Raw genomic sequence first — 12,800 nt, forward strand, 5'->3', positions numbered from 1 at the left:
GCAGCGCCGTGCTGGCGCGTTTGCTCGCTACCGCCGGCCTGGAAGCAGGCGTCTTCGGCGCTGCCGTGGTTGTCGCGGCCTTGTTCGGCTTGGCAGTCGGCTTGGCAGTCGGCTTGACGGACGCGCTCGTGCGCCGGGAGGCCACCCGGGTGGTTGCCGGCGTCTTGGCGGCTTTGGTCGGGGTTGCCGGCTTGCCCGGCGTGCTCGCGGCAGGCGAGGCACGCCGGGCTGAGGCGGGTTTGGAGGCGGGTTTGGCTGACGCAAGCTTGGCCGATGCGGCCTTGCCCGCTGCAGTCTTGGCCGCTGCCGACTTGCCTGATCCCGCACGTGGGTTGGACGCGGCGGCTTGCGAGGGCGTCGGCGCGTCTTGAACAGCCGACGCCGATGCCGGCGTGACCTTGCTGGCGCGTTTGCCCGCCCTGGCTGCCACGTCGTTCTGGTCAGGAGCATCCTGCACGACCGCAGCCTCTTGGCCAGAAGCGGCACCGACGCGGTCCACCGGCGCCTGACCGTGGCCCGCATGCGCTGCATCCTCGGGCTGCGCAGTACCCACCGTCTGCTCCGAAACCGCTGCACCAGCCTCGTCCCCGCGCGAGCGCTCGGGCAACTGGAGTCGCTGCGCCTGCGCGTCGTATTCGATCAACAGCACGCCGGAGTTGTGCCGGCCGCTGATCTCCACGAAGCAGGCACCGCCGATGAACGGCTCCAGCGTCATCACTGACTTCAATGGCGTGGCCACCACCATCTGGAAGCCGAAGTTCTCGAAGATGTTCATTGCCAGCGCAGTGAATTCGTTGTCGGCCTTGTCGAAGGCCTCGTCCAGCACCACCGCGCAGTAGCGCGGCAGCTCGCCGTCTTCGCCGCCGAGCTGGTAGCGCAACGCGGCGGCCAGGCAGGTGGTTGCCAGCTTCTGGCGCTGGCCGCCGGACTTGCCGGCGCCGCTGCGGTAGATCTCCACCTGCGTGCGGGTCTGTGCGTCCAGTTCGACACCGATGAATTCCACATGCAGGCGCACGTCCAGCACCTGCTCGCGCCAGCGGCGTGCCTCCGGTTCCTGTGCGCCCAGGCGCGCCACCAATGCGCGCAAGGTGGAAAACTGCGCCTCGGCCAGTGCGCGGTCTTCGGTCTGCTGATGCGACAGCACCGCACGCAACTGTTGCTGGAAGTCCTGCACCTCGCCCAGGCGACGGTCGCTGACCTCGATGGTCAGCAGCGTGCCGCGATTGAACGGCACCTGCTCCAGGCTGGCGTTGACCTCGTCCATGCGCTGCTTGATGCCCTTGTGGGCCTCGGCGGTGTGGCGCTGCAGGGCCAGCAGATTGTTCTTGCTCTGGGTCTGCAGCAGGTCGAAGAAGCGGTGCTCGTGGCGCGGCAGGCCATCGCTTTCCAGCCGATCCAGGCGTGCGAGGAAATCGTCGGCACTGGCCAGGCTCACGGTGAAATCGCCGCTGTCTTCCGGCCACTGCTGGCAGTACTTGCGGAAGCAATCGAGCAGCTGCGCGCTGAGCCGGCTGTCGCGGCCCTGGCTCTCGGCCAGTTGCTCGGCCAGGCCGCGCTCGACCACGCGGAAATGCGCTTCCAGATTGTCCAGCGACAGCGGTGCCAGCGCCGCCAGGCGTTCGCGCAGGCCCTGCAGCTGGGTAGGCGTGAGCGCGGCGGTGCCGGCACGGCTGGCGCAGGCGGCGTGCTGCTGTTCGAGCCGGACCCGTTCGCGCGCCAGCTGTGCGCGCTCCAGCCGCACGTCCTCGTAGGTGCGCTTGGCCTGGTCGCGCAGGGTGCGTGCGGTCTCGATCGCCTGGCCGAGTGCGCGCAGGCCGCTGTTGCCTTCGCGCAGCTGCTGCAGCTGTTCGTCGATATCGCTCAGGCGCTGCAGCTTGGGGCCGACATCGATCTCGTCCCAGTCGCGCTCCACCAGCGTGTGCGCGGCCAGCTGCCGTTCCTGGTCCTGCTCGCGTTGCCTGCGCAGCGCGGCCACGTCGGCATCGCAACCGGCGATGCGCTGGGCCAGCGTCTGCGCTTCGCGCTCGAACACCTTGAGCTTGTCGCGGTTGTCGTGGCCCAGCAGCCAGCGCTTGCGGTCGTTGACCGCGTGGCGGTCGTCCTTCTCATAGCGATCGCCCGGATGCTTGACCTGCCCTTCGCGGGTGATGGCGCGGTCGGCATTGCGCAACGCGGCGGCGTTGTCGACGCATTCGTAGTCGAAGCGGCGCATCAGCTCGTTGCGCAACCACTCGGTAAAGGCATGCTCGCGCAGCTGCAGCTTGCCCGGCAATGCACGTGCATCCGGCGTGCGTGCATGCAGCGCATCGTTGCGACGCACCCGGAAGTACACCAGCCGCGTGCCGATGTGGGTACGGTTGACCCACTCGCTGACCTGCGCGTAATGCCGCTCGTCCACCAGCAGCGACTGCGCGAAACCGCTCAGCACGCGCTCGATCGCCCCGCGCCAGGCGGCCTGATCCTCGCGCACCTGCACCAGTTCGCCAACGAACGGCAGTGCCGCTTCGGCAATGCCGGTGTCCTCGCACAGGCGCGCCCGCAAGGCCTGCATCGGCGCCGGCATGCTCGACGGCGCGCGCTTCAACGCCTCCAGTTCGGCGCGGATCTCGGCAAAGCGCCGCTCGTCGTCGCGGCGCGCGCCCATGCGCTCGGCGATCGCCTCGTCCAGCGCGCTGGCGTCGTGCTTGCCGTTCTCGAGCACGGTCTGGGCATGCTCTACCTGGGCGGCAAAGCCGCTGGCGCCTGCGGCCAGGGCGGTGCCGAGCTGGCGGCAGGCCTGTTCGATCTGCGCGCGCCGCCGCAGACGCTCGTCGCGCTCGCGTTCGACCCGTGCGCGCTCGCGCTCCAGTTCCTCGATCTGCTCGCCACCGGCGGCGCGTTGTTCGCGTTCCAGCCCGGCCAGTTTCTGTTCGTGATTGTCCAGCGATTCGCGCCGCTGGCCTTCCTCGCCGGCCAATCCGCGGTCCTGGCTGTCGAGCTCCTGCAGCCGCGTGTCCAGCAAGGCCAGACGCTGCTGTTCGCGGTAGCTGTCCACGCCCAGCTGCAGCTCGCGCAGCTCGCCGACGCTGTGGCGCAAGGCCATCAGCGCCGCATGGTGTTCGCGTGCCGGGCTCAGCGTTTCCACCTGCCGGCGTGCGGTGACCACTGCATGGTGTGCGCCGTCGAGTTCGGCGAAGTCTTCCACCAGCCGGTCGGCGGCCTCGAACGTGCGCGGCTCGTCCAGCATGAAGCCGCGCAGGAACACATTGAGATCGCCCAGGTTCTTGGCCGACTGGGTCTTGTGCAGCAGGCGCAACGCCATTTCGTTGCCGATGCCCAGCACGTGCCGGAAACGCTCCGCGTAGCCGGCGAAGCCGTCGAAATGCGCAACCTCCTCGCCCAGACGCGCCTTGAGCTTGCGCAGGTCCAGGTCGAAGCCATCCAGCTCGCTGGCCACATCGAAGCTGCGCGGCGCGACCATGTAATGACGGCGCACATCGGCCGCGGCATTGCCGCTGCCGGCGATCCAGAACAGGCGAATCAGGCTGACCGTCTCGCCATGCGCGTTGCGGTACTCCAGCACCAGCGCCGACCAGGTGGCGCCCTTGCGCAGGTATTGGGTGGCGATTTCGCCCGAGGCGCTGTCCTGCTGATCGGCCCAGGCACCACGCACATACGACACCAGGCTGCGATCGCGTCCACTGCGCTCGGCCTCGCGTGCGGCGGCGTTGAAGTCGACGATGCTGGGCGGGGTCAGCAGTGCCGACATCGCATCCAGCAGGGTCGACTTGCCCGACCCGGAGCGGCCGACGAACAGGAAGCCCTTCTCGGCGATCGGCACCTCGGTCAGGCCGTTGAACGTGCCCCAGTTGTGCACCTGCAGCCGCCGCATGCGGAACTGCTGCGCGCGCTGCTCGGCAAGCGAATCAGTGAACAGGGACGCGCCCGGCTGCGCCGGCGACAGGTTGGACTGGGAATTCATGGCTCACTCACCAAAAACGGGATGACGGGTAACGCTGAGGACGAAGCACATCACGCATGTTTGAAGCGGGGTGTTGGGTGGTGCGGGACAGGCGGTAGTGCGGTGGCCTGGCGGTGGTACGGGGACGGCCCTTCGCGGCCTGGGCCGCTCCTACGGGGGGTGATGCGCTGTCGACACTGGTAATGACGAGACCGAGTGCCATTCGATGGAGGGAAGCTGATGCCTCAGTGCAGCCCATGAAGAAATCACTCGCGTTCGACAGAGCGTGCCAGTTGCTGACTTTCTTCGTGCAACGCATAACCACACATACTCCACACGTCACACGTCGGGCATCGCTATTGGCCGTACCCTCATCCGCCCTTCGGGCACCTTCTCCCGGTGGGAGAAGGGATTGGACGTCCTGGATGCAGGCGACATCACTCCGACACAACGTCTCCCTCGCGCAAGCCGCGGTACGCCACCACCAGGGCCTGCACGTCCTCGGCCGAGAACAACAGCTTCAGCACCGGCGAGACCTCGTAGCGCTCCTCGCTGCCGCGCAGGCGCGACAGCAACTGGTTGTCGCGCATCTTGCCGATCGCCGTCATCACCCGTCGCGCAAATCCGGCGCGGTCGGTGGACACGTTCTTCTCGTAGACCGACAGCGCCTCCACCAGCTGCGCCTCGTCCACCACCGCACGCTCGCCGCGCGTGTCGGCCTCGGCCAGTTGCTGGCGCAGGAACAGCAGCAGCACCGATTCGATGAAGGTCAGCGGCGCGCTGCGCAGCAGGGTCGGCGATTCCAGCTCGGCGGTGTCGGCCTGACGGGTGAAGGCCACCCCGCCCTCGCGGTCCAGCACCAGTTCCAGGAACAGCTCGCACAACACCTGGCGGATCGCCGCCTCGTTGCGCAGCAGCGCAGGCCACAGCGCACCGTGGCGTTGTGCGTCGATGCTGGGGCCGGCCAGCAGCTGGCACAGCGCGCGCCGTGCGTCGAACGGCAGCGTGCCGGTGTCGCCCAGGAACAGCTCGCCTTGCGGCTGTGCAGGCGATGGCTCCGGCAGCGGCGTGCGGCCGGCAGCGGCCGACGCGCCCGTGTCCTCGTCCGCATCCAGGCGGGTGTCCTCAGTCCAGTTCATTGCGTTTCTCCCGGGTGAACCACACCAGCGGAATGCGTGCGCGCCGCAGCGCGCCGTCGCCGCCTTCCCATTGCACCGTTTCCATCTGTCCGTCGATCACCACGCCGTGGCGGGGACCCAGCGACAGGTAGCCGATCACGCTGCCCAGGCCCTGCACGGCCGGGCGCTGCTGCAGCGCATCGCCGATGGTCAGGCGCGGGCGTTGACCGAGCAGTTCGTGCAGGTCGCGGCGCAGGCTGCGCACGTCGATCTCCGATTGCGCGACCAGATCGCCCACGCTGTCGAGCGAGATGTCCGCCGCGTCGGCAGCCTGCACGCGGCCATCGACCTGGGTCAGGCGCGGGTCGTGCAGGCGCCATTGCGACAGCGAGCGCAGGCGGGCAGCGCTCAACGCCTGCGTGTAGCCGGTGGCGGTGGTGGCGTGCAGGCTGTCGCGCAGCTGCAGGGCTTCGCCCTGCGCCTGCCGGAGCAATTGATTGAGCCGGCGCTGCTCCAGATAGCCGCGGCTCTGCACGAAACCGCGCAGGCTGCGCGCGAAGTGCTGCATCACCGTGTGCACCTCGCCGCCGCGCTCCAGCAGCGTGCCGGTCAGCCCGCGCAGGAAGGCGCGCTCGCGCCGGTCCAGCTTGCGGGCGAAGCCGCGTGCCAGCAGCGCATCCAGCGCCTGATCGAGCTGGCTGCTTTGCTGGGTGTCGTTGAGCAGGCTCCAGAACGCCTCGAAGGTGCGCCCGGCCTCGCTGTCGGCGATCACGTCCACGCCGTTGAACAGCTGCTCCAGCACATCGCCGCGCGCGCCTTCGTCGTCGATGATGCGCTCGCGGAACTGGCGGTTGAGCTGTTCGAAATCGTCGCGGACGCGATGGAAATCCTCGGCCAGCTCGTCGGACAGATGGATCAGGTCGCGGGCGCGCTCCAGCGCGCGCTTGCCGTCGAGTGCGGCCACGCGGCCCGATGCCACGCGTTCGATCTCGGCATCGATGCGCGCGCGTTCATCGCGCAAGGCGGCCAGGCGCAGCTCCGGATCGGCTTCGGTCTGCCCAGCCAGCTGCACCAGCTGCTGGATCACCAGCGACAGGCGGCTTTCGGTGGCGCTGCTGCTGCTCTCGCGCAGGCCGACAATGAAGCGGATGGCCTGGGTGGCCGCGCGCGACAACTCGTATTCTTCTTCGGCTGCGCCTTCGGGCAGGCGGCGTTCCAGCCAGCCCTGGGCCAGCCAATGCGCCAGATAGGCCTGCGCGGTGCGCGGCAACTCGCGCGAGAGTTCGTCGGCACGCAGCACGTCGAGCTGGCGCTGCAGGCGCTCGTGCAGCACGCCCGCGGGCAGGCGGCGTTCGCCGTCCAGCAACACCGTCTGCAGCAGGCCGATCAGCTCCGGCGCGTGGTCGGCGGCCAGCAGTTTCCACACCGGCTGCTCGCGCAATTGGCGATAGCCGGCGATACGTGCCTGGTGCTTCATGGCGACGGCAACGGCTGCCTCAACGCTTGCCGCCCACTTCGATGAACTGCAGGAATTCGGCGCGGGTGCGCGCGTCCTCGCGGAAGCTGCCCAGCATCTTGGAGGTCACCATGCTGACGCCGCGCTTGTGGATGCCGCGGGTGGTCATGCACTCGTGCGCGCCTTCCACCACCACGCCGACGCCGCGCGGCTGCAGCACGTCCTGGATGCACTGGGCGATCTGCGCGGTCATCTTTTCCTGCACCTGGAAGCGCCGCGCATAGCTTTCCACCACGCGTGCCAGCTTGCTGATGCCGACCACCTTGCCGCGCGGCAGGTAGCCCACGTGCACCTTGCCGATGATCGGCGCCATGTGGTGCTCGCAATGGCTTTCGTAGGAGATGTCGCGCAGCACGATCAGCTCGTCGTAGCCGGCCACCTCTTCGAAGGTGCGTTCCAGGTATTCGCGCGGTTCCTCGCGGTAGCCGCTGAACCAGTCGCCATAGGCTTCGGCGACCCGGCGCGGGGTATCCAGCAGGCCCTCGCGGGCCGGGTCTTCGCCGGCCCAGCGCAGCAGGGTGCGCACGGCATCTTCGGCCTGGGCCTGGGTGACGGGGGAATCGGGCTGGTCGGACTGGCTCATGCGCAGGTGCACCCAAAGGGGGCGAGCATGGTACCCGAGGACGGGCCGGCCGCCCCAGTGGCGGTTGCGCCGGCTTGCGCGGGTTCAGTGACTATTGATTCATTGTTGAATTGATAGCATCCTATCTATTATGACGAACAGCGTTCCTTCCGCCCGTGCCCAGCTCAGCTCCGGCCTGCTGGTCGCCGCCCGCCAATGGCAGCGGCTGGCCGACCAGGCATTTGCCGACTTCGGGCTGTCCAGCGCCTGCACCGGGCCGTTGCTGATGGTCGGCCGCTCCGGCGGCGGCATCCGCCAGGTGGCGCTGGCCCAGCAGCTGGGCATGGAAGGCCCCTCGCTGGTGCGGCTGCTGGACAAGCTGGCCGCGCAGGGCCTGGTCCGGCGCGAGGCCGACAGCAGCGACCGCCGCGCCAACCAGCTGTGGCTCACCGACGCAGGCCAGGCGCTGGTCGGGCGCATCGAGGTCCGCCTGGATGCGCTGCGTGCGGAGGTGTTCGGCACGCTCAGCGAGGCACAGGTGCAGGTGGTGCTGACGTTGTGGGAGCAGATCGCGCAGGCGCATGCGCGGCTGGGCCAGTCCGACCCGAGCGGCTGACGGACCGCGGCAGGCGCCCGAGCGGCAGCGACCGACAGCGCGGAGGCACCGTCCCCCGTGCGTGGAGCGTGCCGGTTCCGCACTGGCCGCGCCGGCCTGGCGGCCACGCAGCAGGTCTGTTGGTCGCCATGCGCGGTGAGTGTGCAAGGCGGCGTACCGGCGCTGCCCGGTGGTGTTTTTCTTTAGCGATGCAGGACGTCCCGATGTACGGCGAATTCAGTCTCTACGGTGTGTTCGTTCCCACCTTGCTGGCGTTGATGACGCTGGCCTACCTGCTCAACAGCGCCATCGGCGCGCTGCTGACCCGGGCCGGCGCCTACCGGCACATCTGGCACCCGGCGCTGTTCAACCTGGCGCTGTACATCGCGCTGCTGGGTGGCCTGTTTTTCCTGACCCGTTGGATGCAATCGTGAAAAAGCTGATCAAGACCGCGGGGCCGGCGCTGCTGACCCTGGCGATGGTGGTGGTGGCTGCGGTGGTGCTGCAGCACCTGTGGCGGTATTACATGGAGGCCCCGTGGACGCGCGATGCGCACGTGGGCGCCGATGTGGTGCAGGTGGCGCCGGATGTGTCCGGGCTGGTGGAGCAGGTGGCGGTGGCCGACAACCAGGCGGTGACGCGCGGCCAGCTGCTGTTCGTGGTGGACCGCGCGCGCTATGCGATCGCACTGGAACAGGCGCGCGCCGCGCTGGCCGAACGCCAGGCCACGCTGAGCCAGCTGCGCCGCGAGATCGCGCGCGACCGCAGCCTGCAGGACCTGGTGGCCGCCGAAGATGCCGAGGTGCGCCGCTCCAATGTGCAAAAGGCGCAGGCCGCCGTGGCCACCGCGCAGTCGGCGGTGGACCTGGCCCAGCTCAACCTGGAGCGCACGCAGGTGCGCAGCCCGGCCGACGGCCACATCAGCGACCGCACCGTGCGCGTGGGCGATTACGTCAGTGCCGGGCGCCCGGTGGTGGCGGTGCTGGATACCGGCTCGTTCCGCGTCGATGGCTATTTCGAGGAGACCCGCCTGCAGGGCGTGCATGCCGGCCAGCGCGTGGACGTGCACCTGATGGGCGAGCCGGCCACCTTGCACGGGCATGTGCAGAGCATCGCCGCCGGGATCGAGGACCGTTACCGCAGCGGCAGCGCCGGCGCCTTGCCCAACGTCACCCCGGCGTTCGACTGGGTGCGGCTGGCGCAGCGCATCCCGGTACGCATCGTGCTGGATCAGGTGCCGGCGCATGTGCAGCTGATCGCCGGGCGCACCGCCACCGTGAGCATCCTGCCGGACGCCGTGCGTGACGCTGCCGCCAACGCGCCTGCCCGCGTGCAGGCCAAGGCCGCGCCATGAACCGCAGCGTCTTGCGTCCCCTGGGACTGGCCACGCTGCTGGCCGCATTGAGCGCATGCACCACGGTCGGCCCGAACTACGCCATGCCGGCGGAGTCGGCCTACCAGCGCCCAGCCGCCAACGCCGCGTTTGGCGACACCGGCGACGCCCAGGTGCAGGCCGGTGCGCCGCTGCCGGCACGCTGGTGGGCGCTGTATCAGGACCCGATGCTGGACGGCCTGATCGAACAGGCCTTGCGCGACAACGTCGAGCTGAAGGTGGCCGGTGCCAACCTGCGCCGCGCCGCCGCGGTGTACGAACAGGCGCTGGACGCGGGCGGCTTCGATTACGAGGTGGAGGCCGGCGTCAGCCGCGCGCAGGTCTCGGCGCAGGCCTTCCTGCAGCAGGAAAAGCTGCCGGTGTTCAACCTGGCCGATGGCAAGCTCGGGGTGTCGTACCAGTTCGATCTGTTCGGCAAGCTGCAACGCGGCGCCGAGGCCGCGCAGGCCGATACGCAGGTCGCCCAGGCCGCGATCGATCTGGCGCGCGTCAACGTGGCCGCGCAGGTCGCCGGCAGCTACGTGGAGATCTGCCACGCCAACCATGAGCTGCACGTGGCCGAGCATTCGCTGCAGTTGCAGCAACGCAGCCGCGACATCACCCAGCGCCTGATCGCTGCCGGCCGCGGCACCCCGCCCGACCTGGCCCGCGCCACCGCACAGGTGGCGATGCTGGAAGCGGCGCTGCCGCCGCTGCGCGCGCGCCGCCAGGCCGCCGGGTATCAACTGGCCGCGCTGCTCGGCAAGACCCCCGGCGAGGTGCCGGCCGGCGTGGACAGCTGTGCGCACGCGCCGGCCTTGCAGCAACCGATTCCGATCGGCGACGGCCGCGCACTGCTGGCGCGTCGCCCGGATGTGCGCCAGGCCGAACGCCGGCTGGCGGCAGCCACCGCGCGCATCGGCGTGGCCACTGCCGAGCTGTATCCGGACATCCGTCTGGGCGGTTCGATCGGCGCCACCGGCCTGCTGGCCGACGTCGGCGAGCCGGCCACGCATGCCTGGTCGTTCGGCCCGCTGATCTCGTGGACGCTGCCCTCCAGCGGCGCACGTGCGCGGGTGCGCGCCACCGAGGCCGGCGCCGACGCGGCGCTGGCGCAGTTCGACCACACCGTGCTGCAGGCGCTGCGCGAGGTGCAGACCAGCCTGTCGCGCTATGCGCATGACCTGGACCGCCTGCACCTGCTGGAGCAGGCGCAGCAACAGGCCGAGCTGGCGTCGGCGCAGAACCGGCGCCTGTACCAGGGCGGGCGCACGCCGTATCTGTCCAGCCTGGATGCCGAGCGCACGCTGGCCACCGCCGACATGACGCTGGCCAATGCGCAGGCGCAGGTCTCGCAGGATCAACTGCAGCTGTTCCTGGCATTGGGTGGCGGTTGGGAAGCGACCGCCGGCCGCACCGACGCCACGGCCGCGCGATGAGTGCGCTGCTGCGCGACCGCCAGGCCTGGCTGTTTTCGGCCAAGACCTTCGCCGCGTCGATCGCGGCGTTGTACGTGGGGCTGGCCGGCAACCTGTCGCGGCCGTACTGGGCGATGGCCACGGTCTACATCGTCTCCCAGCCGCTGCTCGGCCCCACCCGCGCCAAGGGCGTGTACCGCGTGCTCGGCACCTTGCTGGCCGGCGCGGCGACCCTGGTGATGCTGCCGAACCTGGTGGAGACGCCGCTGCTGCTCAGTGCGGCGATGGCGTTGTGGCTGTCGGCCTGCCTGTTCCTGGCACTGCTCAATCGCGGCCCGCGCGGCTATGCGTTTCTGCTGGCCGGCTACACCACCGCCTTCATCGGCTTCCCGGCGGTGACCGCGCCGGAAGGCATCTTCGACACCGTGGTGGCGCGCAGCGAGGAGATCATCCTGGGCACGGTGATGGCGGTGCTGTTCGCCGCGCTGGTGTTCCCCGCCTCGGTCAAGCCGATGCTGACCGCGCGCATCGGCAACTGGATGCGCGACGCCGCGCAATGGTGCCGGCAGGTGCTGCAGCGTGGGCCAGCGCAGGCACCGCGCAACCGGCTGGCCGCCGATCTTGTGCAGTTCGAGGCCTTGATCGCCTTCGTGCGCCACGACGACCCACGCCATGCCGGTGCGGTACCCACGCTGGAACAGCTGCGCGCACGCATGCTGATGCTGCTGCCGGTGCTGTCGTCGGTGGCCGACCGGCTGGATGCGTTGCAGCGCGATGGGTCGGCGTTGCCGCCCGAGACGGCCACGCTGCTGGAGGACGTCGCGGCCTGGGTGGACCAGGGCGAGGACGCAGGCAGCGATGCGGACGTGGACGCCTTGCGTGCACGCATCGCCGCCCTGCGCCCGGTGGTGGATCAGGACATCGAACATCTGCTGCTGGCCAGCCTGCTGCTGCGGCTGGAAGAGCTGCTCGACCTGTGGCAGGACTGCCGCGCGCTGCAGCAGGCAGTGGTGCACGGCACGGCGATGCCGGTGCTGCGTGCGTTGCCGGCTGCGGCGAGACCACCTGCAACGGCGGAATCATCCGAACGGGCTGACACCGCACAAAGCGAACCCGCCGCGCGTTCGCGCATGCACCCCTCGTTGCTGCAGCGACTGACCTGGTCACCGCGCGACACAGCCGATGCGCCGGCACCTGCCAGCGCCACGCGCCATGTCGACTTCGGCATGGCCGCGTTTTCCGCACTGAGCGCGGGCTTCGCATTGATGGCGTACTGCGTGCTGTGGATCGGTATCGGCTGGGAAGGCGGCGGCAACGGCGCGATGATGGCCGCGGTGACCGCCGCCTTCTTCGCCGCGCAGGACGACCCGGCGCCGAGCATGCTGTCGTTCCTGACCTGGGCGGTGGTGGCCAGCGTGGTCGCCGGCATCTATCTGTTCGGCATCTTTCCGGCCATCCACGATTTCCCGATGCTGGTCCTGGTGCTGGCGGCGGTGTTCCTGCCGATCGGCGCATTGCTGCACCGCCCCAAGACCATGCTGATCGCGCTGCCGCTGGTGGTGAACCTCACCGCGCTGTTGAGCCTGCAGAACACCTACAACGCCAATATCCAGAGCTTCGTCAACGCGGCGGTGGCGATGGTGCTGGGGATTGGATTTGCGGTGGTGCTGACGCGGCTGTTCCGCTCGGTGGGTGCCGAATGGAGCGCGCGCCGGCTGGTGCGCCAGGGCTGGCGCACGCTGGCCGATGCCGCCGACGGCCGCGGCGCGCAGGATCGGCCGCATTTTGCCGCCCGCATGCTGGACCTGCTGGGCCTGCTCGCACCACGGCTGGCCCTGACACCGGAAGGCAGCGAGCTGGCCTCGCTGGACATGCTCAACGAAGTGCGCGTGGGCTTGAACATCCTGCAACTGCGCAGCGCGCGGCACGGTTTGCCGCAGCCGAGCATCGAGGCGGTGGACGCGATCCTGGCCGAAGTTGCCGCGCACTACCGGCAGCAGGTGGCACGCAAGCGCCCGCTGCCTGCGCCGGATGCCTTGCGTGCGCGGCTGGATGCCTCGCTGGCGCGCGTCGGCAAGGTGCCGGCAGGGAGGCATCGCGACGATGCGTTGCTGGGTTTGATTGGTTTGCGTTACAGCTTGTTTGTGCAGCCGGCGCCGCAGCACTTCGGCGTATCAACGATGCAGCTGCCGTTAGCCCCTCTCCCGCCGGGAGAGGGGTTGGGGTGAGGGTACGGGGCGAAGCCTCCTTGCGTATTCAATGTCACTAGGCTTCGCTCG

The 12,800-nt window shown here is 69.4% G+C and carries 8 protein-coding genes and 1 pseudogene; 5 read left to right on the forward strand and 4 right to left on the reverse strand.

The features are described 5' to 3' along the window. Positions 1-493: 493 nt before the first annotated feature. From C0541_RS03485 to folE, 4 genes and pseudogenes are all read right to left on the reverse strand, one after another. Positions 494-3,961, reverse strand: a pseudogene (locus C0541_RS03485) (ATP-binding protein); the annotation flags it as partial. 416 nt (positions 3,962-4,377) lie between these two features. Further along, on the reverse strand, positions 4,378-5,079 hold the full coding sequence (locus C0541_RS03490) for a DUF4194 domain-containing protein (RefSeq protein WP_115045776.1): 702 nt from the start codon (positions 5,077-5,079) through the stop codon (positions 4,378-4,380). Further along, the gene (locus C0541_RS03495; protein ID WP_115045777.1) at positions 5,066-6,535 is read right to left on the reverse strand and encodes a DUF3375 domain-containing protein; all 1,470 of its coding nucleotides are present in this window, start codon (positions 6,533-6,535) and stop codon (positions 5,066-5,068) included. Before C0541_RS03495 ends, C0541_RS03490 begins: the two co-directional genes overlap by 14 nt. A 19-nt stretch (positions 6,536-6,554) precedes the next feature. Continuing rightward, positions 6,555-7,157 carry a GTP cyclohydrolase I FolE gene (gene folE / locus C0541_RS03500; protein WP_104543982.1) on the reverse strand — a complete coding sequence of 201 codons (603 nt, stop codon included), beginning with the start codon at positions 7,155-7,157 and terminating at the stop codon, positions 6,555-6,557. Positions 7,158-7,287: 130 nt separating this feature from the next. On the opposite strand from folE, the gene C0541_RS03505 reads away from it, so the two are divergent. The 5 genes from C0541_RS03505 (at position 7,288) to C0541_RS03525 (ending at position 12,749) form a co-directional block, all read left to right on the forward strand. Then, positions 7,288-7,752, forward strand: a complete 465-nt coding sequence (locus C0541_RS03505; RefSeq protein ID WP_115045779.1) for a MarR family winged helix-turn-helix transcriptional regulator — start codon at positions 7,288-7,290, stop codon at positions 7,750-7,752. Positions 7,753-7,955: 203 nt separating this feature from the next. Beyond that, complete coding sequence (locus C0541_RS03510) at positions 7,956-8,165, forward strand: DUF1656 domain-containing protein (RefSeq protein ID WP_115047231.1); 210 nt, start codon at positions 7,956-7,958, stop codon at positions 8,163-8,165. Then, on the forward strand, positions 8,162-9,085 hold the full coding sequence (locus C0541_RS03515) for an efflux RND transporter periplasmic adaptor subunit (protein WP_161959862.1): 924 nt from the start codon (positions 8,162-8,164) through the stop codon (positions 9,083-9,085). The genes C0541_RS03510 and C0541_RS03515 overlap by 4 nt, the downstream gene beginning before the upstream one ends. Then, a complete protein-coding gene (locus tag C0541_RS03520) occupies positions 9,082-10,542 on the forward strand; it encodes an efflux transporter outer membrane subunit (RefSeq protein ID WP_115045784.1) in 1,461 nt (486 codons plus the stop codon). The genes C0541_RS03515 and C0541_RS03520 overlap by 4 nt, the downstream gene beginning before the upstream one ends. Continuing rightward, complete coding sequence (locus tag C0541_RS03525; protein WP_115045786.1) at positions 10,539-12,749, forward strand: FUSC family protein; 2,211 nt, start codon at positions 10,539-10,541, stop codon at positions 12,747-12,749. The genes C0541_RS03520 and C0541_RS03525 overlap by 4 nt, the downstream gene beginning before the upstream one ends. Positions 12,750-12,800 lie beyond the last annotated feature (51 nt).

It is taken from the genome of Xanthomonas arboricola (assembly GCF_003353015.1).
GTDB lineage: Bacteria > Pseudomonadota > Gammaproteobacteria > Xanthomonadales > Xanthomonadaceae > Xanthomonas > Xanthomonas arboricola_E.